At 69.2% G+C, this 24,204-nt stretch carries 22 protein-coding genes; 4 read left to right on the plus strand and 18 right to left on the minus strand.

The window, feature by feature from the left end:
- Positions 1-2 precede the first annotated feature (2 nt).
- Positions 3-989, minus strand: a complete 987-nt coding sequence (locus tag H8N03_RS15880; RefSeq protein ID WP_187077169.1) for an LLM class flavin-dependent oxidoreductase — start codon at positions 987-989, stop codon at positions 3-5.
- Positions 990-1,129: 140 nt separating this feature from the next.
- On the opposite strand from H8N03_RS15880, the gene H8N03_RS15885 reads away from it, so the two are divergent.
- Positions 1,130-2,275 carry an ABC transporter substrate-binding protein gene (locus H8N03_RS15885; protein ID WP_187077170.1) on the plus strand — a complete coding sequence of 382 codons (1,146 nt, stop codon included), beginning with the start codon at positions 1,130-1,132 and terminating at the stop codon, positions 2,273-2,275.
- Positions 2,276-2,281: 6 nt separating this feature from the next.
- On the opposite strand, the gene H8N03_RS15890 is transcribed toward H8N03_RS15885, so the two are convergent.
- Positions 2,282-3,202 carry a nucleotidyltransferase gene (locus H8N03_RS15890; RefSeq protein WP_187077171.1) on the minus strand — a complete coding sequence of 307 codons (921 nt, stop codon included), beginning with the start codon at positions 3,200-3,202 and terminating at the stop codon, positions 2,282-2,284.
- Positions 3,203-3,353: 151 nt separating this feature from the next.
- Here H8N03_RS15890 and H8N03_RS15895 point away from each other — a divergent pair, with 151 nt between their 5' ends.
- Positions 3,354-4,181 carry a metallophosphoesterase family protein gene (locus tag H8N03_RS15895; protein WP_187077172.1) on the plus strand — a complete coding sequence of 276 codons (828 nt, stop codon included), beginning with the start codon at positions 3,354-3,356 and terminating at the stop codon, positions 4,179-4,181.
- Here the strand turns inward: H8N03_RS15895 and H8N03_RS15900 are convergent.
- A complete protein-coding gene (locus H8N03_RS15900; protein ID WP_187077173.1) occupies positions 4,171-4,647 on the minus strand; it encodes a c-type cytochrome in 477 nt (158 codons plus the stop codon). The genes H8N03_RS15895 and H8N03_RS15900 overlap by 11 nt on opposite strands.
- 209 nt (positions 4,648-4,856) lie before the next feature.
- On the opposite strand from H8N03_RS15900, the gene H8N03_RS15905 reads away from it, so the two are divergent.
- The gene (locus H8N03_RS15905) at positions 4,857-5,552 is read left to right on the plus strand and encodes a pseudouridine synthase (RefSeq protein WP_255428237.1); all 696 of its coding nucleotides are present in this window, start codon (positions 4,857-4,859) and stop codon (positions 5,550-5,552) included.
- Positions 5,553-5,676: 124 nt separating this feature from the next.
- Here H8N03_RS15905 and H8N03_RS15910 read toward each other — a convergent pair whose 3' ends face one another.
- From H8N03_RS15910 to H8N03_RS15945, 8 genes are all read right to left on the minus strand, one after another.
- Positions 5,677-6,942 (minus strand): IS256 family transposase, encoded by a 1,266-nt coding sequence (locus H8N03_RS15910; RefSeq protein ID WP_187077175.1) that lies wholly within the window; start codon positions 6,940-6,942, stop codon positions 5,677-5,679.
- A 112-nt stretch (positions 6,943-7,054) separates the two neighbouring features.
- Positions 7,055-7,672 carry a TetR/AcrR family transcriptional regulator gene (locus tag H8N03_RS15915; protein ID WP_187077176.1) on the minus strand — a complete coding sequence of 206 codons (618 nt, stop codon included), beginning with the start codon at positions 7,670-7,672 and terminating at the stop codon, positions 7,055-7,057.
- 90 nt (positions 7,673-7,762) lie between these two features.
- Positions 7,763-8,848, minus strand: a complete 1,086-nt coding sequence (paaE, locus tag H8N03_RS15920) for a 1,2-phenylacetyl-CoA epoxidase subunit PaaE (protein WP_187077177.1) — start codon at positions 8,846-8,848, stop codon at positions 7,763-7,765.
- Positions 8,845-9,345, minus strand: coding sequence for a 1,2-phenylacetyl-CoA epoxidase subunit PaaD (gene paaD, locus H8N03_RS15925; protein WP_187077178.1), 501 nt, complete (start codon positions 9,343-9,345; stop codon positions 8,845-8,847). The genes paaE and paaD overlap by 4 nt, the downstream gene beginning before the upstream one ends.
- On the minus strand, positions 9,339-10,112 hold the full coding sequence (gene paaC / locus H8N03_RS15930) for a 1,2-phenylacetyl-CoA epoxidase subunit PaaC (RefSeq protein WP_187077179.1): 774 nt from the start codon (positions 10,110-10,112) through the stop codon (positions 9,339-9,341). The genes paaD and paaC overlap by 7 nt, the downstream gene beginning before the upstream one ends.
- A complete protein-coding gene (gene paaB / locus H8N03_RS15935; protein ID WP_187077180.1) occupies positions 10,112-10,405 on the minus strand; it encodes a 1,2-phenylacetyl-CoA epoxidase subunit PaaB in 294 nt (97 codons plus the stop codon). Before paaB ends, paaC begins: the two co-directional genes overlap by 1 nt.
- Before the next feature lie 137 nt (positions 10,406-10,542).
- Entirely contained in the window at positions 10,543-11,553 is a 1,011-nt protein-coding gene (gene paaA / locus H8N03_RS15940; RefSeq protein WP_187077181.1) for a 1,2-phenylacetyl-CoA epoxidase subunit PaaA, read from the minus strand.
- An 80-nt stretch (positions 11,554-11,633) separates the two neighbouring features.
- On the minus strand, positions 11,634-12,137 hold the full coding sequence (locus H8N03_RS15945) for an Lrp/AsnC family transcriptional regulator (RefSeq protein ID WP_187077182.1): 504 nt from the start codon (positions 12,135-12,137) through the stop codon (positions 11,634-11,636).
- Between the two features lie 112 nt (positions 12,138-12,249).
- Here H8N03_RS15945 and H8N03_RS15950 point away from each other — a divergent pair, with 112 nt between their 5' ends.
- Positions 12,250-15,861, plus strand: a complete 3,612-nt coding sequence (locus H8N03_RS15950; protein ID WP_187077183.1) for an indolepyruvate ferredoxin oxidoreductase family protein — start codon at positions 12,250-12,252, stop codon at positions 15,859-15,861.
- Here the strand turns inward: H8N03_RS15950 and H8N03_RS26535 are convergent.
- The 7 genes from H8N03_RS26535 to H8N03_RS15985 form a co-directional block, all read right to left on the minus strand.
- Positions 15,858-17,546 carry a methyl-accepting chemotaxis protein gene (locus H8N03_RS26535; RefSeq protein WP_187077184.1) on the minus strand — a complete coding sequence of 563 codons (1,689 nt, stop codon included), beginning with the start codon at positions 17,544-17,546 and terminating at the stop codon, positions 15,858-15,860. The genes H8N03_RS15950 and H8N03_RS26535 overlap by 4 nt on opposite strands.
- A 202-nt stretch (positions 17,547-17,748) precedes the next feature.
- Complete coding sequence (locus H8N03_RS15960) at positions 17,749-18,756, minus strand: TRAP transporter substrate-binding protein (RefSeq protein ID WP_354005135.1); 1,008 nt, start codon at positions 18,754-18,756, stop codon at positions 17,749-17,751.
- A gap of 123 nt (positions 18,757-18,879) precedes the next feature.
- Positions 18,880-20,160 carry a TRAP transporter large permease gene (locus H8N03_RS15965; protein WP_187077186.1) on the minus strand — a complete coding sequence of 427 codons (1,281 nt, stop codon included), beginning with the start codon at positions 20,158-20,160 and terminating at the stop codon, positions 18,880-18,882.
- The gene (locus H8N03_RS15970; RefSeq protein ID WP_435531670.1) at positions 20,157-20,786 is read right to left on the minus strand and encodes a TRAP transporter small permease; all 630 of its coding nucleotides are present in this window, start codon (positions 20,784-20,786) and stop codon (positions 20,157-20,159) included. The genes H8N03_RS15965 and H8N03_RS15970 overlap by 4 nt, the downstream gene beginning before the upstream one ends.
- Positions 20,787-20,827: 41 nt before the next feature.
- Positions 20,828-22,237, minus strand: coding sequence for an ELWxxDGT repeat protein (locus H8N03_RS15975; RefSeq protein WP_187077187.1), 1,410 nt, complete (start codon positions 22,235-22,237; stop codon positions 20,828-20,830).
- Positions 22,238-22,332: 95 nt separating this feature from the next.
- Positions 22,333-23,301: a ThuA domain-containing protein gene (locus H8N03_RS15980; RefSeq protein ID WP_187077188.1), complete on the minus strand. Its 969-nt coding sequence runs from the start codon at positions 23,299-23,301 to the stop codon at positions 22,333-22,335.
- Between the two features lie 162 nt (positions 23,302-23,463).
- Positions 23,464-24,195: an IclR family transcriptional regulator gene (locus H8N03_RS15985; protein WP_187077189.1), complete on the minus strand. Its 732-nt coding sequence runs from the start codon at positions 24,193-24,195 to the stop codon at positions 23,464-23,466.
- Between the last annotated feature and the right edge of the window lie 9 nt (positions 24,196-24,204).

Raw genomic sequence — 24,204 nt, forward strand, 5'->3', positions numbered from 1 at the left:
GATCACTTCTTCGCCATCGCCGCCGAGGCGAGCTCGTAGGACCGCAAGCGCGCGTCCTGGTCGAACACCTGGCAGGTCACCATGAGCTCGTCGGCCTCCGTGCGTTCCACGAAGGCCTCGATCTGCCGCTGCACGCTGCTGCCGGAGCCGATCGCGGTGCAGGCGAGCACTTCGTCCAGCATCGCGCGGATGCCCGAAGGCAGCGATTCCAGGTAGCCGGGGACCGGCGGCTGCAGCTTGCCGGGGCGGCCGGTGCGCAGGTTGACGAAGGCCTGCTGCATCGAGCTGGCGAGCAGCGCCGCCTCCTCGTCGCTGTCGGCCGCGAACACGTTGTAGCCCAGCATGACGTACGGCTTCGCCAGGGACTCCGAAGGGCGGAACGTGGCCCGGTACAGCTCGATGGCCTGCATCATCTGCCCCGGCGCGAAGTGGGAAGCGAACGCGTAAGGCAGCCCCAGCATCGCCGCGAGCTGCGCGCCGAAGAGGCTGGACCCCAGGATCCAGACCGGCACCTTCGCGCCCCGTCCCGGCACGGCCTGCACCTGCTGCCGCGGCGCGTCGGACATCAGGTCCATCAGTTCGACGACGTCGCGCGGGAATTCGTCGGGATCGGTCTGCAGGTTGCGGCGCAGCGCACGGGCGGTGGTCTGGTCCGAACCCGGCGCGCGGCCGAGGCCGAGGTCGATGCGGCCGGGGTACAGCGCTTCGAGCGTGCCGAACTGCTCCGCAATCACCAGCGGGGAGTGGTTCGGCAGCATGATGCCGCCGGCGCCGACGCGGATGCTGCGCGTCGCACCCGCGACGTGGCCGATGAGGACGGAGGTGGCGGCACTCGCGATGCCGGGCATGCCGTGGTGTTCCGCGAGCCAGAAACGGCGGTAGCCGAGCCGCTCGGCATGCTGCGCCAGCGCCACGGTGTTGCGGAAGGACTGGGCGGCATCGCTGCCTTCCAGGATGGGCGAGAGATCGAGGACGGAAAGGGGGACCATCCCGTGCATTTTGGGGCGGCCGCGGCCGTGGCAAGGTACCGGCAGCGTACCCGGGTTGTCACCATCCCCCCCGCCGCGGGTGGGAAGCGGCCCACCTAGGCTGCCGTACGGTCGCTCCCTAAGCACGAGAGGAGACGTCCATGTTGGGAACCCGCCGCCAAGACCAGCCAGCCCTGCTCGCCCGCCGCAGCCTCCTGGCCGCGGCATGCGCGCTGCCTTTCGCGCGCGCGCGCGCAGCCGCGCCGGCACCGATCCGCATCGGCCAGTGCCTGCCGCTCACCGGGCCGCTGGGACCGGTGGTGCGGCCGATCGCCGAGGGGCAGAAGCTGATGATCGATGCCGTGAATGCGCAGGGCGGCGTGCACGGCGCGCCCGTGGAACTCGTCACGCTGGACGACGCCGCCCAGCCCGCGCGCACCGCGGAACTCACGCAGAAGCTGCTGGACGAGGGCGTCGCGAGCCTGTTCGGCTATGCATTCGTCCCGGGCCTCGTGCGCACGCTGCCCCTGCTGGACGAACGCCGCGTGCCGCTCCTGGGCATCTACAACGGCGCGGACATCGTGCGCAAGGAGCCGCACCCCTGGCTGTTCACCACCACGGCGAGCCTGCGCGACGAGATCGCCGCGATGGTGCGCACGCTGGCGACGCTCAACACGCGCAAGCTCGCGGTCGCCTACCAGAACAACGAGCTCGGGCGCTTCATGCTGCCCCAGATCGATGCCGTCGCCGCGGAGCACCAGGTAGCGCTGGCGGCCAAGGTGGCGGTGGAGCCCGATGGTTCCAACGCACTCGCCGCGACGGCGGCCGTGGCGAAGGCGGAGCCGCAGGCCGTGCTGCTGCTCGCGGGCGGCGCCGCGGTGCTGGGCTTCATGAAGGCGCTGCCCCCGGGCGCCCGCGTTCCCGTCTATGCGCTGTCGCTCGCCGGGACGTCGGCGCTGCTGGAGCAACTGGGTCCGGTGGCGCGCGGCATGGCGTTCACGCAGGTCGTGCCGTACCCCATGCGGCAGGTGACGCCCCTTACGCGCAGGTTCGGCGCGGCGGTGAGCGCCGCGGGCCTCGCGCCGACCTACGACCGCATGTGGGGCTACCTGAATGCGTCCGTGCTGGTGGAAGTGCTGCGCCGCGCCGGGCCGAAGCCGACCGCCGCAGCGGTGCAGGCGACGCTGGAGAAGCTGCCGGACCTGGACCTCGGCGGCTACCGCCTCGCCTGGGGCGAGCACCGGCGCCACGGGTCCAGCTTCGTGGAGATCACGATGGTGGACGCGGGCGGCAAGTTCATCCGCTGACGCGGATCAGGCGAAGGGCGGGATGCGCGGCTCGAGGGCGATGCCCAGGGGCGCGAGTTCGCAGGCCGGTCGCTCCGCGGCTTCGGCGGCTTCGGCCGCGGCGGCCTGCCGCGCGGGGATCGCTTCGGTCCACGTGCGCACGTCGTCGGGCGTCATCGTGCTGACCGGCGTCAGGCGCCCGTCCACGTAGCCGAGGTTCTCCACGTCGTGCAGGTACTGCTCGCGCGACAGCAGCGTGCCGCCGCAGATGCGCAGGTCTTCCTCGGGCGGGTGCTGCGTCTCGTCCGCGAGCTTGCGCATCAGGTGCTGCATCACCCAGGCCGGGATGCGGTCCCGCTCGCCGGGGTAGATGAAGCCGAACAGCGTGAGGTGCGCGAGCAGCACGCGCCAGTGCGGGCCGAAGCGCTCCACGAGCCGGTCCCAGTCGATGCGTTCGGCGTTCGCCTGGATCGTGTGCGCCACGTCGGCGCCGTCGTAGCGCTCGCGTTCCATGATGAAGGACTTGGACAGCAGCCCGTCTTCCATGTTCGCCACGCGCACCGGCACGCCGAGGATCTCGGCCTGCGCGTTGTCGTGGAACCAGGCGTCGTCCACCGGGGTGAGGCCGTTGCCCGAGTTGAAGATCAGGTCGATGAAGTCCTCGCCCGCGTAGACCTTGGCGAGCCAGTGCGGGTAAGGCATCTCGTTGCGCCAGCCTTCGGCCTGCATGAGCGCGGCCACGCGGTCATAGTCCTCGCGGCGGATGAACAGGTCGAGGTCCTTGGTGGAACGCCGGATGCCGGTGAAGCAGGCGTGCGCGAAGGCGCCGCCCACGAGGAAGGGCACGTCGGCGTCCACCAGCACGCGCAGCGCGCGGCGATAGAACTCCGCCGTGAGGGGGGCGACCTCTTCCTCCAGCGACGGTGCGAGCGGGATGGTGGAACACATGCGTCCCACATTACGCAAAGGTGCTCTTCCTTCATCTCGGCCGACGCGCCATCGGGGAGGGACAGGGAACCTCACGCAACGTCAGTACCGGCCTACACGCGTCAGCCCCGTGTCGCGGCAGTATGGCGGACGTCTCATCCGGAAAGTTTCCATGGCCAAGTCCGCCAGCACCGTCCGTTTCGCCGCCGTCGGCGACCTCCACGTCACCAAGGATGCGGGGGGGACACTGCGCGCGCTGTTCGCGCAGGCCGCGGAGGCGGCGGACGCCTTGCTTCTTTGCGGCGACCTCACGGACTACGGCACGGCCGAAGAAGCGCACGTGCTCGCCGAAGAGCTGTCGGTGGTGAAGGTTCCCATCGTCGCGGTGCTGGGCAACCACGACTTCGAGTCGGGCACGCCGGAGGTCGTGGTGGAAGCACTCACCAAGGCCGGCGTGCGCGTGCTCGATGGCGAAGCCTGCGAGATCGAGGGCGTGGGCATCGCCGGCATCAAGGGCTTCGCCGGCGGGTTCGGCCGCGGCTCGCTCGGCGCGTGGGGCGAGCCCGCGATCAAGATGTTCGTGCAGGAGGCGCTGCACGAGGCGATGAAGCTCGAATCCGCGCTCGCCAAGCTGCGCACCCCGCGCAAGATCGCGCTGCTGCACTACTCGCCCATTGCCGGAACCGTGGCGGGGGAACCGGTGGAGATCTTCCCCTTCCTCGGCAGCAGCCGCCTCGAGGAACCCCTGCTGCGCTACCCCGTCGATGCCGTGTTCCACGGGCACGCGCACCGCGGCACGCTGGAAGCGAAGACCATCAACGGCGTGCCGGTGTTCAATGTCGCCCGGCCGCTGCTGCTGCGCAGCCGTCCGGACGAGCCGGCGTTCCGTCTCTTCGAGCTCGCGCGCGAAGCGCCGGAAGCCACGCCGCCCGCGTCCGCGCATGCGCAGCACGCCCCGACGCCGACGGTGGTGCAGCCCGCCGCATCGGCTAACGCGTAGCGGCGTTGCGCAAGGCCTGCGCGTTCACTTCCTCCTGCTGCCGCCGGATGTCCGGCGGCCACGTGGAGCGGATCCAGGCGAGCACCGCGACGATCTCCGCATCGCTCAACACGCCGGCGTAGGCGGGCATCGCGGATTCGTAGCCCGGGAGCTTCGCCGCCTTCGCGACGCCGTGCTTGGTGATGTCGAACAGCACCTGGTCCGGGTGGTGCCAGGTGTGGCCGCTGGCATCGTGCGGCGGAGCAGGCAGGCGGCCGGAGGCATCGCGTTCGCGCCAGCGGGGCTGGCCTTCGCGCTTCGCGCCGTGGCACGCCGCGCAATGCTGCGCGTAGACGGCCTGGCCCGTGGCGAGCACGGCGGGGTCGTCGGTGGCGATGCGCAGTTGGCCGTCGGGGGCTTTCTCGCTGCACGCCGCAAGCAAGCCGACATAGCACAACACGGAGAGCGTCCACCGCAACCTTTTCATGGCCGCGACCCTAACATGCGGCACTGTCAAGAGGACATTTCGCGGGTGTGACGGTGCTGCTCGCGGAATGGTCACCGCGTCCAAACCCAATGCCGGCGCGGCTCCGCGCACTTGCTCACCTGCTTGTCCACAGGCTTCTCCACCGTTCCTGTGGGAATCATCCTACGATTGGTTGCAGCTTCCCGATGATCGATTCTCCCCTTCGCGTATTGCACCTCGATGACAGGCTCGTCGCCATCGACAAGCCCGCGGGATTGCTGGTGCACCCCAGCGGCCTGGATGCGCAGGAGGAACGCACGGCGCTGCAGCTGCTGCGCGACCAGCTCGGCGAACGCCTCTGGCCCTTGCACCGCCTGGACAAGGCCACGAGCGGCGTGCTGCTGTTCGCGCGCGATGCGGACGCCGCACGCGAGTGGGGACTCGCGTTCGCCGAGGGGCGCGTCGCCAAGCGCTATCTCGCCCTGGTGCGCGGCTGGCCCGATGCGGCGGGCGAGATCGCGCAGCCGCTCGCTCGCGATCCAGAGTTGCCTTCGACGGGGCAGGAGCGGCTCGCGGCGGCCACGCGCTACCGGCGGCTCGCCTGCTTCGACTGGCCCTTCCAGGTGGATGCGCGTCATGCGACAAGCCGCTACGCGCTGATGGAAGTGGAGCCGCTCACGGGGCGCCGGCACCAGATCCGGCGGCACTTCAAGCACATCGCGCATCCGCTGGTGGGGGACACGACGCATGGCAAGGGCGCGCACAACCGCGCGGTCGCGCAGTGGCTGGGAGTGTCGCGGCTGTGGCTGCATTGCGAGTGGATGGAGCTGGGGGGCTTGCGGGTCGAGGCAGCGGCCGGGGCCGAGTGGGAGCCGTTGCTGGGGTCGCTGCGCGAACCCAGCCTACGCGGCGACGTGCATGCGTAGGCTGGGTTCGCGCAGCGACCCGGGGTTGTCTGAATTTTTGTGTGTGAGGCCCTGAGACTTATCCAGGGCGGCGGGCGTCGCTTGCGACGAACGACCGACGCGGTGGGCAAGTCGGTGTCGCATGTTATGCGGCAACTTTCGTGAAGCGATCTTCATAAAGGATCGCGAACTGGTTCATGGCGTCCTTCCACTCCTTTGCAGCTCGGCCCCAATCGGCCGTGATGTTCTTGAGCGCCAGCCAGATCAGTTTGGATGCGGCGTCGTCGCTGGGGAAGTGCCCGCGGCTCTTGATGATCTTGCGCAGCCGCGCGTGCACGCTTTCGATCGCATTGGTCGTGTAGATCACCCGGCGAATGTCCGGGGGGAATGCAAAGAACGGGATCACGTGGTCCCAGGCTCGCCGCCAGGCCGCTACTGCGGTGGGGAATTTCTGGCCCCACGCCCCGCGTTCAAAGGCATCCAGTTGCGCCAGGGCAGCTTCTGCGGTGGCAGCCGTGTAGATCGGTCTAAGCGCCCTGGCCATGGTCCTGCGGTCTTTCCAGCTGGCGAACTCCAGGCTGTTGCGGATCAGATGCACGATGCAGGTCTGCAGCGTCGTGGCCGGAAACACAGCCCCCAGCGCCTCCGGCATACCTTTGAGGCCGTCGGTGACCGCGATGAGAATGTCGTTGACTCCGCGCGTCCTCAAGTCGTTGAACACCTTCATCCAGAACTTGGCGCCCTCGCTGCCCTCGATCCACAGGCCCAGGATGTCGCGGCTGCCGTCGCGCTGCACGCCCAAGGCCAGATAGATCGCCTTGTTGCGAACCACCGCGTCTTCCTTGATCTTCACCCGCAGCGCGTCGAAGAAGACCACCGGGTACATCGGCTCCAGCGGGCGCGACTGCCAGGCGGTGACTTCGGCCATCACCGCCTCGGTGACCGAGCTGATGAACTCCGGCGACACTTCCACGCCGTAGGACTCCAGCAGGAAGCCCTGGATCTCGCGCATGGTCATGCCGCGCGCGTACATCGCAATGATCTTGTCGTCAAAGCCGGTGAAGCGCCGCTCGTGCTTGGGGATCAGCAGCGGCTCGAAGCTGCCGTTGCGGTCGCGCGGAATGTCCACCCGCACCGACCCTTCTCCAGTCAGCACCGTCTTGGGACTGGTGCCGTTGCGGTGGTTGGCGGCGGTTTCCTCCTCCGCCGGCGGCTGGCCCAAGTGGTGGCCCAGTTCTGCGCCCAAGGCGCGCTCGATCAGCGCCTTCTTGAACGCCATCGTGGCAGCGTTCACCGCCTCACCGGTCATCGGACCCGAGACGAACTGATCAATCAGTTCCTTGGGAATCTTCGGAAGCGCCGCGCTCCTGGCGGCGATCTCCGCGTTCTTCTGCTTCGTTCTGCTCGGCATATTGAGCTCCAGAGTTGGTCACTTTATGCCTCACACACGAAATTCAGGACAGGGCCAGCCTACGCGGCGACGTGCATGCGTAGGCTGGGTTCGCGCAGCGACCCCAGCAAACTCACACCGTCGCGGCCTTCAGCGGCACCTGCACCTTCTCCAGCCCGCCCAGGAACAGGTCCGCCACCACCGGCGCCATGTCCTCGTACGCCAGCGCCCCTTCCGGCCGCATCCACGTGAACATCCAGTTCACCATTCCGAACAGCAGCATGGTGAGCGGCTTCGTCATCGCCGCTTCCCGCAGGTCCGGCCGCAAGGCGGCGACCACGCGCGCGAACGCGGCGACCATCTCGCGTTCTTTGCCGAGGATGCGGTCGCGGTCTTCCGGCGCGAGGAACTTCACGTCCTCCGTCAGCACGCGATGCTCGTTCTGCGCGTTCGCGTATTCCTCCACCAGGCGGCGGATCAGGGCGCGCATCTGTCCCGCCGGCGCGTCTTCCTCGGCGAGCGCATCGCCGACGATCGCCTGCAGCCGGTTCACGTGCTCCTCGGTGATGTGGACCAGCAGTTCGTACTTGTCGCGGTAGTAGTGGTAGAGCGTGGCCTTGGAGAGCCCGCAGGCCTCCGCTACCTGGTTCATCGACGTGCCCGGATAGCCGCCGCGCGCGAACAGCGCCGCTGCCTGCGCGAGGATCATCCCGCGCTGGTCCTCGTAGCCGGCGTGGCGTCCGCGTCCCATCAGCCGCCGCCGGGCCGCCCCCAGGCGGCTGAAGCCCCCCCGGGGGGCAGCGCAGTCCACGAAGTGGCAAGCGTGGGGGCCACCATTGCCCTAGCGCTCGTCGAAGGAGAGCACCACGCGCTCGGTGGTGGGGTGCGCCTGGCAGGTGAGGATGAAGCCGGCGGCGACCTCCTTCTTGTCCAGGGCGAAGTTGCGCTCCATGCGCACGCTGCCTTCCACCAGCTTGGCGCGGCAGGTGCCGCAGACGCCGGAAGTGCAGGAGTACGGCACTTCCATGCCGGCGGCCGACGCGGCGTCCAGGATGCTGGGCTGCTCGCGGCTGAAGGCGATCTCGCGCTGGCGGCCGTCGCGGATGATGGTGATGCGCGCCTTCGCCGCGTCGCCGGGCTGCGCCTGGTGCACGATCGCGCCCACCTGCCCCGCCGCCTGCTGCGCGATGCCGAAGCGCTCGATGTGGATGCGGTCTTCCGGCACGCCGGCGGCGAGCAGCGCCGCCTCGGCCTCGTCGTTCATCTGGAAGGGCCCGCAGATGAAGGCATGGTCGATCGCCCCGGCCGGCACCAGCGCCTGCAGGAACTCGCCGATCTTGCGGCGGTCCATCACGCCGCTGTTGATGTCCATCTCCGTGTGCTCGTCGGAGAACACGTGGTGGACCACGAGGCGCGTGAGGTACTTGTCCTTGAGGTCGTCGAGCTCCTCCTTGAACATGGTGGAGCGCAGCTTGCGGTTGCCGTAGACCAGCGTGAAGCGGCTGTGCGGCTCGCGTGCCAGCACCGTCTTCATGATGGAGAGGATGGGCGTGATGCCGCTGCCGCCGGCGATGCCGAGATGGTGCCGGCGGGCCTGCGGCTCGATCGGCACGAAGAAGCGTCCCTGCGGGGCCATGACGTTGATCGTGTCGCCGGGCTTCAGGTGCTCGTTGATCCAGTTGGAGAACACGCCGCCGGCCACCTTGCGCACGCCGACGCGCAGCTCGCCGTCGTCGACGCCGGCGCAGATGGAATAGGAGCGGCGCAGGTCCTGCCCCTCGATCTCCTTGCGCAGCGTGAGGTACTGGCCCTGCGTGAAGCCGAAGACGGGGCGCAGGTCCTCGGGAACATCGAAGGAGACGATCACGGCCTCGGACGTATCGGGCTGGACGGCGCGCACGCGCAGCGGGTGGAACATGACGCTCATAGCGGCTTGAAGTACTCGAAGGGCTCGCGGCAGGCGAGGCAGCGGTAGAGGGACTTGCAGGCGGTGGAGCCGAAGGCGGAGCTCTGCTCGGTAGCGAGGCTGCCGCACCGCGGACAGGAGACGCTTTCCGGCTTGCGCCGGAACAGCCGGACGCCCTGGGTCCCCGCCTCCGCGGGGATGACGGGAGGCGCGATCCCGTACTCGCGCAGCTTGCGCTTGCCGTCCTGGCTGATCCAGTCGGTGGTCCACGCAGGCGCGCGGCGCAAGGTGGCGCGTGCGGGGCCGAGGCCCTGCTCGCGCAGCGCGGAGAGCACGCTCTCCTCGATCACCTCCGTCGCCGGGCAGCCGGAATACGTCGGCGTGAGTACGACTTCCAGCTCCTCGCCGTGGTCGATCACGTCGCGCACGATGCCGAGGTCGCGCACGGACAGGGCCGGCACTTCCGGGTCGAGCACGCCGCCCAGGACGTCCCAGGCGCGCTCGGTGCGTGTCACCACACGCCCCCAGGGTAGGCGCGCTGCAGCTGCTGCATCTCCGCGAGGATGAAGCCCATGTGCTCGCTGTGCACGCCGCGCTTGCCGGTGCTGAGGAAGGACACCGCCGGCGGCATGGTCAGCCCGGCTTCCGCGAAGATCTCGCCCATCTCGGCGAACCAGCCCTCCTTCAAGGCGCTCCAGCGCGGACCGAGGCCGCTCTCGTCGGCGTGCGCGTCGACCTCGTCGTCGGCGAACAGTTCGGCGTGGTAGATCCAGAGCTGCGCCACGGCCTTGTCGATGCGGCGCCGCGATTCCTCGGTCCCGCCCGCCAGGCGTACCAGCCAGTCGGCCGCGTGCTGCTGGTGGTAGCGCGCTTCCTTCACGGCCTTGCCGGCGATCGCTGCCAGCTCCGCGTCGCGCGATCCGGCAAGGCGCTGCCACAGCAGCTTGAAGAAGGTCGCCATCATCGCGTTGCGCACCACCGTGACGGCGAAGTCTCCGCGCGGCAGCTCCACCAGCGTGACGTTGCGGTAGTCGCGCTCGTCGCGCAGGAAGGCGAGCTGGTCCTCGTCGTGCCCCGCGCCTTCGAGCGCGCCCGCGTGCGTGAGCACGGCGCGGCACTGGCCGATGAGGTCCAGCGCCATGTTGGCGAGGGCGATGTCCTCCTCCAGCACCGGCGCGTGGCCGGTCCACTCGCCCAGGCGCTGGCCGAGGATGAGGGCGGTGTCCCCGATGCGCAGCAGGTACTGCACCTCGGGGCGCGCGCTGACCTGGATGGAGGCTTGCATCACATGTGGTCCACGGATTCGGGCAGCTGGTAGAAGGTCGGGTGGCGGTACACCTTGTCTTCCATCGGGTCGAAGTACATGCCCTTCTCGCCCGGGTCGCTGGCCACGATATGGTCCGACCGCACCACCCACACGCTCGTCCCTTCCTGCCGGCGCGTGTAGACATCCCGCGCCATCTGGATCGCCATCTTCGCGTCCGCGGCATGCAGGCTGCCGCAGTGCTTGTGGTCCAGGCCGGACCGGCTGCGAACGAACACTTCCCACAGCGGCCACTCTTGCTTCACGTCGGTCATCTCGGGTCCCGTTGCTGGTTTGGAAAGAAGAACGCAGAGGTCGCAGAGATTTCGCAGAGGTCGCAGAGAAGACCTTTGAAGGATGTTCTCTGCGACCTCTGCGTCATCTCCGCGACCTCTGCGTTCTTCCCCTTCATTCAAGCCACCTTCTCTTCAGGGGCCTGCTTGCGCGCGAAAGCCAACGCGGCCTCGCGCACCCACTCGCCGTCTTCCCACGCATCCACCCGCGCGGCGAGGCGTTCGCGGTTGCACGGGCCGTTGCCGGCGATGACGTTCCAGAACTCGTTCCAGTCGATGGCGCCGAAGTCGTTGTGCTGGCGCTCCTCGTTCCACTTCAGCTCGGGGTCGGGCAGCGTGACGCCCAGAACCTTCGCCTGTTCGACGGTTGCGTCCACGAAGCGCTGGCGCAATTCGTCGTTGGAGACGCGCTTGATGCCCCAGCGCATCGACTGCGCCGTGTTCGGCGACTGGTCGTCCGGCGGGCCGAACATCATGATCGAGGGCCACCACCAGCGGTTCACCGCGTCCTGCACCATCGCGCGCTGCGCATCGGTGCCCTTCTCCATCATGGTGAGCAGGCTCTCGTAGCCCTGGCGCTGGTGGAAGCTCTCTTCCTTGCAGATGCGGATCATGGCCCGCGCATAGGGCCCGTACGAGCAGCGGCAGATCGGCACCTGGTTCATGATCGCCGCGCCGTCCACCAGCCAGCCGATGACGCCCACGTCGGCCCAGGTCAGCGTGGGGTAGTTGAAGATGGAGCTGTACTTCGCCTTGCCCGTGTGCAGCGCTTCCAGCATCTGGTCGCGCGAGGTGCCGAGCGTCTCGGCCGCCGAATAGAGGTAGAGGCCGTGGCCGCCCTCGTCCTGCACCTTGGCGAGCAGGATCGCCTTGCGCTTGAGCGTCGGCGCGCGCGAGATCCAGTTGCCCTCCGGCAGCATGCCGACGATCTCCGAATGCGCATGCTGGCTGATCTGCCGCACCAGCGTCTTGCGGTAGTGGTCCGGCATCCAGTCCTTGGGCTCGATGAACTCGCCGGCGGCGATGCGCGCCTCGAAGTGCTCTTCCTTCTGCAGGTCCTCGGCGGACCGCACGGGCTTCTGGCGGGACGCGGGATCCTTGCCCTGCGTGTCCATGGCTTGCGTGTACATGGCGTCTCCTGGGCGGCTTCTTTTTACCGACCGATCGGTCGATGATAGAGGATTTCAGCGCGCCGTGGGAGACCGCGTCGTCAGCGGGGGCGGCGCCGCGCTGCCGTCGAGGGCTTCTCCGGCTGCAGAGGCAGCCGCGTCTCCGCCTTCACCTCCTTCAGCACGACACTCGAGCGCACGTGCGTCACGCCCGGCAGCTTGAACGCCGTCTCGTGGAGGAAGGCTTCGTAGCTCTTGATGTCCGGCACCAGCACCTTGAGCACGTAATCGGCCTGGCCCGTGGTCGCATAGCAGGAGACGATCTGCGGCGACGCGGCGACGGCTTCCTCGAAGCGGCGCACGTCGTCCTCGTTGTGGCGCGTGAGGTTCACCTCGGCCAGCACCGCGAGCGTGAGGCCGACCTTCTCGCGGTCCACCAGCGCGGTGTAGCCGCGGATGATGCCGGCGGCCTCCATCTCCTTCACGCGCTTCCAGCACGGCGTGCTGGAGAGGCCGACGGCGTCGGCGAGCTGCTGCACGGTCTGGCGGGAATCGCGCTGAAGCTCCGCGAGCAGGAGCACGTCGTGGCGGTCGAGCAGGTCCATTCCTTGAATCCGGGAATTCGGGGAATGGCATTCTCCTCCAGAGCCTGAAGACGAGAAAAGAAGAAGCACTTTTCCTCTTGCGCCACCTAAGCTGTGCCCTGGAGACAAAGCCATGGACAGCCTCACCGACACCTCGCCCATCGTGCGCCCCGATTACCGCCTGGCGGACAGCCTCTGGGCCCCGCGCGGCGCGATCTTCCTCACCGGCACGCAGGCGCTCATCCGCCTCATGCTCATGCAGCGGGCACGCGATGCCGCCGCGGGCCTGGCGACGCAGGGCTTCATCAGCGGCTACCGCGGCTCGCCGCTGGGCATGGTGGACCAGGCCGTCTGGAAGGCGGGAAAGAAATTCGAGGAAGCCGGCCTGCGCTTCCTGCCGGCGATCAACGAGGAACTGGGCGCGACCGCGGTGCTGGGCACGCAGCGCGTGGAGGCCGACCCCGAACGCACTTGCGAAGGCGTCTTCGCCCTCTGGTACGGCAAGGGGCCCGGCGTGGACCGCGCGGGCGATGCGCTGAAGCACGGCAACGCCTACGGCGCGTCGCCGCACGGCGGCGTGCTGATGGTGGCGGGCGACGACCACGGCTGCGTGTCGTCCTCGATGCCCCACCAGAGCGACCAGGCCTTCCAGTCCTGGCACGCGCCGATCGTGGCGCCGGCCAACGTCGCCGAGTACCTGGAGTTCGGCCTCTATGGCTGGGCGCTGTCGCGTTTCTCCGGCAACTGGGTCGGCTTCACGGCCTTGTCGGAAGTGGTGGAGAGCGGCTCCACCGTGGACCTGGACCTGGTGAACGCGCGCGTGGCGACCTGGCAGGACGCGGACACCGTGCGCGCGCTCACGGGCTACGCGCCGCCGCCCGGGGGCCTGCACTACCGCTGGCCCGACCTGCCTTCGCTCACCATCGAGCAGCGCCTGCACGCGAAGCTGGAGGCCGTGCGCGCCTTCGCCCGCATCAACAGCATCGACCGGCACGTGGTGGAGAGCGGCGCGGCGACGGTGGGCATCGTCACCGCGGGCAAGGCGCACTACGACCTGATGGAAGTGCTGCGGCGCCTGGACGTCTCGCTGGAGACGCTCGCCGCGCACGGCGTGCGCATCTACAAGCTGGGACTCACCTACCCCATCGAGCCGACGCGCATGCAGGCGTTCGCGCGCGGCCTGAAGGAGATCCTCGTGATCGAGGAGAAAGGCCCGGTGGTCGAGGAGCAGCTGCGCTCCATGTTCTACAACGCGCCCGTGCGCCCGGTGATCGTCGGCAAGCGCGACGCGCAGGAGCGGCCGCTGGTCTCCGGGCTCGGCGAGCTGCGCCCGTCGCGCCTGATCGAGATCGTCGCGAACTGGCTGGTCGGCCACTTCGCCGACCTGGACCGCCGGCCGTTCGTGCGCGACTTCACCCTGCCCGAGCTGCTCTCCAACGACAGCGACAGCGTCAAGCGACTGCCCTACTTCTGCGCCGGCTGCCCGCACAACACGTCCACGCGCGTGCCCGAAGGCTCGCATGCGCAGGCGGGCATCGGCTGCCATTTCATGGCGAGCTGGATGAACCGGGAGACGGAAGGCCTGATCCAGATGGGGGGCGAGGGCGTCGACTGGGTCTCGCACGCGATGTTCACCAAGGTCCCGCACGTGTTCCAGAACCTCGGCGACGGCACCTACTACCACTCGGGCTACCTCGCGATCCGGCAGGCCGTGGCGGCGCGCGCGACGCTCACGTACAAGATCCTCTTCAACGACGCCGTCGCGATGACGGGGGGCCAGCCCGTGGACGGCATCATCAGCGTCGACGGCATCGCCCGCCAGGTGGAAGCGGAAGGCGTGAAGAAGGTGGTCGTGCTCTCGGACGACATCGGCAAGTACGACGGCCTGCACGACCGCTTCCCGGCCGGCACCGAATTCCACGACCGCGACCAGCTCGATGCCGTGCAGCGCCGGCTGCGCGAGATGCCCGGCGTGACCGTGCTGATCTACGAACAGACCTGCGCCGCGGAGAAGCGGCGCCGCCGCAAGAAGGGCGAGATGGTGGATCCGGCGCGGCGCCTGTTCATCAACGACCGCGTCTGCGAAGGCTGCGGCGACTGCTCCGTGCAGAGCAACTGCGTCGCCGTCCAGCCGCTGGAGACGCCGCTCGGGCGCAAGCGCCGGATCGACCAGAGCAGCTGCAACAAGGACTACTCCTGCGCCAAGGGCTTCTGTCCCAGCTTCGTCGGCGTGCTGGGCGGCAAGCCGCGCAAGCGCGCGGGCGCGCTGGCCGGCGGCGCGGAGGAATTCCACCGCCGCGTGGACGCGCTGGCGCGCCCGGCGCCGCACGCATGGACCGCGCCTTATGACCTGCTGGTGACCGGCGTCGGCGGCACGGGGGTCGTGACCGTCGGCGCACTGGTCGCGATGGCGGCGCACCTGGAAGGCAAGAGCGCGAGCGTGCTGGACTTCATGGGTTTTGCGCAGAAGGGCGGCTCCGTCCTGAGCTTCGTGCGCTTCGCCGACCGCGCCGACCGCCTGAACCAGGTGCGCATCGACACGCAGCAGGCGGACGCGATCCTCGCGTGCGACCTCGTCGTCGGCGCTTCGCCGGACGCGCTGGCGACGGTGCGGCACGGCCGGACGCGCATCCTCGCGAACACGCACGAAGTGCCCGTCGCGGAGAGCCTGCGCAACCCGGACGCGTCGCTCAAGGTGCCGCAGCTGCTGGAGAAGCTGCGCTTCGCCGCGGGCGCCGATCGCGTGGAGACGCTCGACGCGCAAGCCCTGGCGGAAGCCTTCCTGGGAGACTCCATCTTCTCGAACATCGTCGCGCTCGGTTCGGCCTGGCAGCGGGGGCTGGTGCCCGTGAGCCTGGAGGCGCTGCTGCGCGCCATCGCGCTGAATGGCGTCGCCGTCGACAACAACCGGCTGGCGTTCTCGCTGGGGCGGCTCGCGGCCGCCGACATGGAGGCGATCGAGGGCCTGCTGCGCGGGGAGGCGCTGGAAGCGGCCGCGCCGGATTCGCTGGATGCGCTCATCGCCCGCGGCGTCGCGCATCTCACGGCGTACCAGGATGCTGCCTACGCTCGCCGCTTCTCCGAATTCATCGCGCGTGTCCGCGCACACGAATCCTCCGTCACCCCCGCCCCTGCCTGCGCAGGGACAGGCTCCGCGGAGGCCCAGGGCACCCTCCCCTTCACCCGCGCGACAGCGCAAGCGCTGCTCAAACTCATGTCCTACAAGGACGAATACGAAGTCGCCCGCCTCTACACCGACGGCGAGTTCACGCGCACCCTCCGGCAGCAGTTCGAAGGCGACATCCAGCTCGAGTTCTACATGGCCCCGCCCGTGCTCTCCCGCGCCAGGCAGGGCCAGGCTCCACGCAAGGTCCGCCTCGGCGGCTGGATGCTCCCCTTCATGAAGGTGCTGGCGCTCGGCCGGCGCCTGCGCGGTACCCCGCTCGACGTCTTCGGCCGCACCGCCGAACGTCGCATGGAGCGCGAACTGGTCGAGGCCTACCGGGCACGCATCGAATCACTGCTGCCCACGCTGGACGCTTCCCGCCTGAAAGTCGCCACGGAGATCGCCGCCTTGCCGCTGTCCATGCGCGGCTTCGGCCACGTGAAGCTCGCGAACGTGGCGCTCGCACGCGCGCGTGAAGCGGAGCTGCTGCACCGCTTCGACCCCGAGACCTGGCCGCGGCCGGAGCGCACGTCGCAGGCGGGCCAGATCCGCGGGATCCGGGTGACGGCCTCGGCTTAAGCGGTCGCGGGCAGCGCTTCCAGCGGCGCGCGCGACGGCAGGAACAGCGGCTCCGTGTGGCCGTAGGCATCCGGATCGCCCGCTTCGGGCTCGGGTGCTTCCACGTCCAGCGTGCCGAGGCGGAAGCGCGCGATCGCCTCCACCAGCGCGTCCGCCTGCTCGCGCATCGAACCCGTCGCGGCCGCCGCCTCCTCCACCATCGAGGCGTTCTGCTGCACGACCAGTTCCAGCTGGCCGACGGCGCTGCTCACCTGCTGCAGGCCGGTGTTCTGCTGCTGCGACGCCGCCGCGATGCCGGCGATCAGCGAGCTCACGCGCTGCACCGAGCCGACGATCTCGCCCATCGTCTTGCCCGCGGCCGCGACCAGCGCGCTGCCATCCTCCACCTGGCGCACGGACGCGCCGATCAGTGCCTTGATCTCCTTGGCGGCGTCGGCGCTGCGCTGCGCGAGCGTGCGCACCTCGGCGGCCACCACGGCGAAGCCGCGGCCCTGCTCGCCCGCGCGCGCCGCTTCCACCGCGGCGTTCAGCGCCAGGATGTTGGTCTGGAAGGCGATGCCGTCGATCACGCCGATGATGTCGCCGATGCGCTGCGACGACGTGCTGATGCCGCCCATGGTGCGCACCACCGAGTCCACCACCTCGCCGCCCTTGCCCGCCACTTCCGCCGCGGCGGCCGCGAGGCGGCTCGCCTCGCGTGCGGCCTCGGCGTTGTGCGTCACGTTCGCGGCGAGTTCCTCCATGGCGCTCGCCGTCTCCTCCAGCGTGCTCGCCTGCTGCTCGGTGCGGCGCGACAGGTCCTGGTTGCCTTGCGCGATCTGCGCGCTCGCATCCGCGACGCCGCGCGCACCGTCGGCCACGTCGGCCACCACCAGGCGCAAGTCCTCCTGCATGCGGCGGATCGCCGCGATCACGCTGTCGTTGTCACCCTTGTCCACGTGCACTTCGGTGGCGAGGTCGCCGCCGGCGATGCGCGACGCGATCTCCTTCGCGTAGCCGGGCTCGCCGCCCAGCGCGCGGCGCAGCTGGCGGATGATGACGAATCCCAGCACGGCGGCGAGCAGCGCCAGCCCGCCCGATGCGCCGGCGAGCACGAACAGCGCCTGGCGCGATTCGGCCGCGGTGAGGTCCAGCACGCGGGTGGCTTCGGAATCCGCGTAGATCTGGAGCGCGTTCACCAGCATCTCGATCTTGTCTTCGAGCTGCCGGTCCTTGCCGCGGACGCGGTCGTCGACGAGCCGCAGCGTTTCGACCTTCTCGGGGTCGAACAGCTTGAGCGCTTCCAGGTACTGGGCGACGATGCTCCCGTGCAGCCGGCGCGCATCCTCGACGCCGTCGGAAGGCAGGCCCGCGCGGTTCATCACATCCTGCACGTCGGCCAGGTGCTTGCGGATCTCCTCCGTGCGCCGCTGGAAGGAGCCGAGGAAGCGGTCGTAGTCGCTCTTCTCGTTGCCGCGCAGCAGGAGGTGGCGGAACTCGAGGATCTGCAGGCGGAAGGAAGTGCCCGCGGCCCGGGCGCTGTTGAGGGTGTCCTTCAGGTCGCGCTGCACCTGCAGGCTCGCGGCATTCGCCTCCTGCGCCTGGCGCAGGCTGTACACGCCGAAGCCTCCGACGAGGAGCGTGGCAGCCACGAGCAATCCCACCAGCAGCGAAAGCTTCGCCGCCATCTTCCACTTCGCAAACATGGAGTCCCTCCGGGTCGCGCGGCGCGGCCGCGCGCTGTTCTTCTGCGTGAAACGCGATTCTGTTACCACCCGTCACACGGCACGATCCCGGGCGACAGACGGCCGCCGTTGGGGTGTGAGCGGCAAGGCCGGCGCGGTGCTTCACCAACGAAAAAGGCCGCCCCGATGGGCGGCCTTGGCGGGCGCGCGGAAAGCGCGCTGCTTACTTGCGGATGCGGGCGAGTTCGTCGTTGTACAGCTTGACGACGGCGGGCTCGTAGCTGGCGGCGAACTTGTCGGTCACCGGCTTGGCGATGTCGCGCATGCGCTTCTGCTCCGCGGGGGAGATGTCGTTCATCTGCATGCCCTTGGCCTGCAGGTCGGCGACGGCCTTCTGCGCGGCGGCGCGGCTCACGGTGCGCTGGTAGTTCTTCGCTTCGTTGAACGAGTCCTGCATGATCTTCTGCTCGGTCGACGACAGGCGATCCCAGAACTTCTTGCTCACCAGCACGATGTTCGCGGCGTACACGTGGTTGGTGGCGCTCACGTGCTTCTGCACTTCGTAGAACTTGTTGGACGCGATCACGGAGTACGGGTTCTCCTGGCCGTCCACCGCCTTGGCTTCCAGCGCGCCGTACAGCTCCGCGAAGGGCATCGGCACGGGGTTCGCCTTGAAGGCCTTGAAGGTCTCGAGGAACACGGGGTTCGGGATCACGCGGATCTTCAGGCCTTCGAAGTCCTCGGGCTTGGTGATGGGGCGCTTGCTGTTGGTGGCGTTGCGGAAGCCCAGGTCCCAGTAGCCCAGGGCGACCAGGCCCTTCTCGGGCAGCTTGGCGATCAGCGCCTGGCCCAGGGGGCCGTCCAGCAGCGCGTCGGCCTGCTGGAAGTTCGCGACGGTGAAGGGGAAGTCGATCAGGCCGAATTCCTTGACGATGCCGGCGAGCGACGTCGTGGCGGGCGCCGTCATCTCCTGCACGCCGCCCTGCAGCGCGGACTGCTGCTGCATCTCGTTGCCCAGCTGGTTGGACGGGAACTCCTGCACCTTCAGCTTGCCGCCGCTCTTGGCTGCCAGGATCTCGGCGAACTTCTTGACGCCCATGCTCACCGGGTGGTCGGTGTTGTTCAGGTGGCCGAACTTGATGGTGCGTTCCTGGATGTCCTGGGCGGACGCGCCGGCAGCGACGCCAGCGAGAAGGGCGCATGCGAGGGCGCTGCGGATGAAGGCTTTCACGGGGAGGTCTCCTGTCATTTGGGTTGGATACACATGGTTACCATGCGGCGGAACGGATCATAGGGAGGAATGGAACGGCATTCCATCCCGGTGTCGTGTTCTGGCGTCATACTTTTTCGCAGTTCAGCCCGCGAGCCAGCGCGCCGGCACCGTGACCAGCGCGGGGAACAGGACCATGAGGAACATCATCGCGAACTGCGCGCCCATGAAAGGCAGCACGCCGCGCGTGACGTCGTCCAGGCGCATGCGGCCGACGCCGGCCACCACGTTCAGCACCGTGCCCACGGGCGGCGTGACGAGCCCGATCGAGTTGTTGATGATGAACATCACGCCGAAGTAGACGGGATCGATCCCGGCGGCCTGCACCACCGGCATCAGCACCGGCGTGAGGATCAGGACGGTGGGCGTCATGTCCATGGCGGTGCCCACCACCATCACCAGCACCATGATGGCGGCCATCAGCAGCATCGGGTTGGCGATCAGCGGCTCCAGCAGCACCACGACCTTGGACGGGAGGTCGGCGACCGTGATCAGCCAGGCGCTCACCATCGCCGCGGCGATGAGGAACATCACCACCGCACTCGTCTTCGCCGCGGCGACGAAGACGTCCAGCAGTTGGGGGAACTTCAGCTCGCGGTAGATGACGGTGGAGACGAACAACGCGTACACCGCTGCGACGACCGCCGCCTCGGTCGGCGTGAACACGCCCATGCGCAGCCCGACGAGGATGATCACCGGCAGCAGCAGCGCCCAGGAGGCATCGCGCAGCGCCCGCAGGACTTCCTCGCGCGACTTGCGCGGCGGCGGCTGGATGTGCTCGCCGCGCACCAGCCAGGCCCACGTGACCCACAGCGCGCCGCCGATCAGCAGTCCCGGCACGATGGCCGCGAGGAACAGCTTGGAAATGGAGACGTTGGCGGCGACGCCGAAGATCACCAGCCCGATGCTGGGCGGGATCACCGGGCCGACCACGCCCGTTGCCGCGATGAGGCCGGCCGAACGATCGCCCTTGTGGCCGGCGCGGATCATCATCGGCAGCAGCAGCGCGGTGAGCGCCGCCGCATCCGCGACCGCGGAACCGGAGAGCGCCGACAGCAGGCAGCCGGCCATGATGGTCACGTAGCCCAGGCCGCCGCGGATGTGGCCCACGAGCGCGAGCGCGAGGTTCACGATGCGCCGCGAGAGCCCGCCGGTGTTCATCAGCTCGCCCGCGAGCATGAAGAAGGGAACGGCCAGCAGCGGGAAGCTGTCGGCGCCGCCGATCAGGTTCTGCGCCAGGATCTGGAAGTCCAGCATGTCCATGTGCCACATCAGCGCCACGCCGGAGGCGAGCAGCGCGAAGGCGATCGGCATGCCGATCGCCATGGCGGCGAGCAGCGAGCCCATGAAGATCGTGAGAGTCATCGCGTCGCCTCCGCGCGGGCGGCCTGGTGCAGCACCTGCTCGACCTGCGCGGCCTCCTCGGATTCCTGCACCATCACCAGTTCGTCGTTGCCCATGCGCCCGGTGAGGAAGCGCAGCAGGTCGTTCAGGAGGATCAGGCCGGCGAGCGCCGCGAACACCACCGCGGAGGCATGCACGATGGCCATCGACCAGCCGGTGGTGGGCGCCGTCACGTCCCAGTTGATGCGCGTCTGCTGCAGCGCGCCGGAGAACAGCATGCCCAGGATCACGAGCATCAGCACGTGCGTCGCGAGCATGCAGGCCTTGCGGCCCCACGCGGGCAGGCGCGCCACGACCATGTCGACGCCGAGGTGCGCGCGCTCGCGCAGCGCCACCAGCGCGCCGAGGAAGGTGCTCCAGATGAAGAGCCAGCGGGACACCTCCTCGGACACCGTGATGCCGGAGTTGAAGGCATAGCGCATGACGACGTTGCCGAACACGAGCACCACCATCAGCGCGAGCGCCGCGGCGAGCACGTATTCCAGCGTGCGGGAGAGATGGCGGATCGCGCGGTCCATGGTGTCCTGGAAGGGGATGCGGGGCGGGGCGCCATTGCGCGAATCTCGCAACGGCGTTCTGTCCAGCATAACTGCGTTCTGTATTTCGAGAATCAGGGAAAGCCCGCGGCTCAGCGCAGCCGCGCCTTCAGCGGATCGCCCACGAGCACCGTGCGGCCATCGGCGCCGCGCCTCCACAGGCGCTCGTTGCCGGCGCCGTCGTCCGCGATGAACAGAACGGCGTCGCCGAGCGCGCGGAAGCCCGCCGGCGATGCGTCGCGCGCGCCGGCGGCCACGTCCGCCGCCCTGCGCGTGCCGGCGCTCGTGCCGTCACTCGTCCAGGGTTCCATGCCCGCCGTGCCGTCGTTCGCGGAGAACCAGAGCTGGCCGGCCGCGACCGCGAAGCGCGCGGGCGAGCCACTGGGGGCGCCCGGTGCGATGTCCTTCACGAGCACCGTGCCGGCCGCGGTCCCGTCGCTGCGCCAGAGCTCCATGCCCTGCGCGCCGTCGGTGGCGGCGAACCACACGCTGCCCTGGAACTCCGTGAGGTAGCTCGGGAGCGCATGCCCCGGGCCGGGACGTACGTCCTTCACCAGCGAAGTGCCGGTCGCGGTTCCGTCGGATTTCCACAGCTCCACGCCATGGGTGCCGTCGTCGGCGGCGAAATACAGGGCGCCGCGGAAAGGCAGCAGGTACGCCGGGCGTGAGGCGCCCTCGCCCGGCCGGATGTCTTTCACCAGCACGGTCCCGCGTTCGCTGCCGTCGCTCTTCCACAGCTCGATGCCGTGCACGCCGTCGCTGGCGGTGAAGAAGAGGTCGCGGCCGACCGCGACCATGTTCTGGATGCCGGAATCCTCCGGGCCGGGGCGCACGTCCTTCACCAGGCGCGTGCTGGCGGGCGTGCCCTCGGTCACCCACAGCTCATGCCCTTGCTCCGGCGTCGTCGCGGTGAAGAAGAGGCGATCGCCCGCGACGGTGAGCTGGCGCACGACGGCGCCACGCCCGGTGTTGATCGACGACACGCGCGTGGTGCCCTCCGCATCGCCGAGCGTCTTCCAGAGCTGGAAGCCGTTGCGGCCGTCGTCGGCCACGAAATAGAGCGCACCACGGAAGACCGTCAGCGCGTTGGGCGTCGCGTCCTCCTCGCCGGCGCGCAGGTCGGTCACGCGCTGCGTGCCCTGCTCCGTGCCGTCGGTTCGCCAGAGTTCCAGGCCGCTCTGGCCATCGGTGGCGGTGAAGTACACGTGCTTGCCGAAGGCGACGTAGCCGGCCGGGAAGGAGCCGCGGAAGCCGGGGCGGATGTCCTTCAGCAGCATCGTGCCGGCCGCGGTGCCGTCGGTGACCCAGGGCTCCTGGCCGTTGACGACGTGGAAGGCGGTGAACAGGAGCTTGTCGCCCACGGGCACCAGCCCGGAAGGCGCGACGAAGGCGAGCGGCTGCCTCTGTTCGGGCAGGACTTCGCGCGCGGGGTCCTGCGCGAAGGCAGGGGCCAGCAGGAGGGCGAGCGCGGCGGCGCAGGCGCGGCGGAGGGAGGCTTGCATGATGGGGGATCCGGAAAGAAGAACAGGCCGGCGCCTGAGGGGGGCGGCCGGCCTGTTCGTGCTGCGCGCGCCCGCTTGCGCGGGCGCCCTGGCTCTTAGTTGGCGGTGCAGAAGGGGGTGAGGCCCATCGCCGACTTGATGCCGGCAACGATGAACTTCTTGAACTCCGCCGCGCCGACGCCGGTGCCGTCGAAGGAGTTGGCGTTGTGGCCCAGCGTCGTGGCGAACACGCGGCCGCCGTCGAAGTACTGGCACCAGGCGACCGGGTGGAAGTCGCGCACGGTGGCGGCGCCCGTGCCGCCCGGGTTGACCGTGGCGGACAGCAGGAACTTCACGTTCGTGGGGAACGGGGTCAGGTTGTACCACTCGTCCTGGAAGTTCCAGGTGGCGGGCAGCCCGGCGGTGGACGGGTCGTCGGCGAGCGTGTTCACGACGCCGGCGCGGTTCGGGCCGTGGTCGTAGAAGTTCGCGTTGCCCAGCAGGCCTTCGTAGTACGGCCAGTTGTAGTTCGCGCCGAAGGCGTTGTGGATCGCGACCACGCCGCCGCCGCGCCGCATGTACTGGCGCAGGTTGGTCATCGGGGTGGTAGGCGAGGTCTGGGCGATGTCGAACAGGTTGTCGCGGTTGCCGCTGGCCAGGATCACGGCGGCGTAGTTGTTCGGGCTGAAGTTGGCGGGGTTCTCCGTCCAGTCGGCGGTGATGCCTTCCTCGGCCAGCCATGCCTTGAGCGTGGCCTGCATGACGTTGTTGGCGGCGAAGGGCGGGTTCAGGCCGGAACCGGCGGGCGCGGCGGTGCCCAGGTTCGCGTGGCGCGGACCGGCGGTGCGCGAGTAGATCAGCACGCGCGTCTTCGTGCTCGCGGACATCTCGGGCCAGCCCTTGTTCTGCGCCAGGCAGGCCGGGTCGGTGCCGCGGCAGACGTTGTAGTACGGGTCGAAGTTGCTCGGAGGCACCTTCTTCTCCTGGCCGGGCGCGAAGCTGTTGGCCGGGGCAGCGTGCGCCGCGCCGATGGACATGGCCGCGACCAGGGTCGCGAAGCCGAGACGAAGGGTGGTTTGGATCATCGTGCGTTCCTTTCGCGCGGGGCGCGGATCGAGAAAAACTCCGGGAGTGCCTGTCGTTCTGTTGTATAGAACGGCGTTTTGTTTTGACGCAGAGGCAGTATAGGAAGGGGGGTTGCGCAGATTCCCTAGGGCAAACCCCCAAAAGCCGCTGCGCGGCGTGAATCAGGTGACTGCCGGTGGAAAACGCCCCCCGAGGCGTGCCGTCAAGGTGTGGGCTGCGCGCACCACGTTCGGCGCGTGCGCGTCGGCGAGGCGCTCCTTCGGCATCGTCAGCGTCAGCGCGCCCACCAGCGTCCCGGCCGCATCGAACACGGGCGAGGAGACGCCCGCGAGCTCCGGCACGCGGTCGCCGCACAGCACCGCGACCTGTTCGCGCCGGATGCGGTCGTACAGCTCGCCCTGCACGCCGGCATACGCCAGCAGCACGCGCCCGCCGGCGCCCTGCGTCAGGGGCATGAGGTCGCCGACGCGCACGTGGTCGCGCACGGGCTGCGGCGAATCCACGCGGTACAGGCACAGGCGGTGTTCGCCCTGGCGCACGTGGAAGGCCGCGCTCTCCGAGGTGTGCGCGACGAGGTCGCGCAGCACCGGCATCACCACCGATTCCAGCGAGAACGACGCGGCATACGACGCATAGAGCTGCGCCACCATCGGCCCCAGCGCATAGCGCCCGTCGGCCTGCTTCAGCACCAGTCCCGAGTGCTCCAGCGACGCCAGCAGGCGCAGCACGGTGCTCTTGTACAGGCGCGCCTGTTCGGCGAGCGAGCTGAGCGTGAACGGCCCGCCACTCTGTGCGAACAGTCCCAGCAGCGTCACGGCGCGGTCGACGGACGCGGCGCCTCCGGGCGCGGCGTGTTCGTCCGCCACCGAGGTCATCACGGCTCTGCGCGGCATGCGGTTCTC

The sequence above is a fragment of the Ramlibacter cellulosilyticus genome, assembly GCF_014297465.1.
GTDB classification, from domain to species: domain Bacteria; phylum Pseudomonadota; class Gammaproteobacteria; order Burkholderiales; family Burkholderiaceae_C; genus Ramlibacter; species Ramlibacter cellulosilyticus.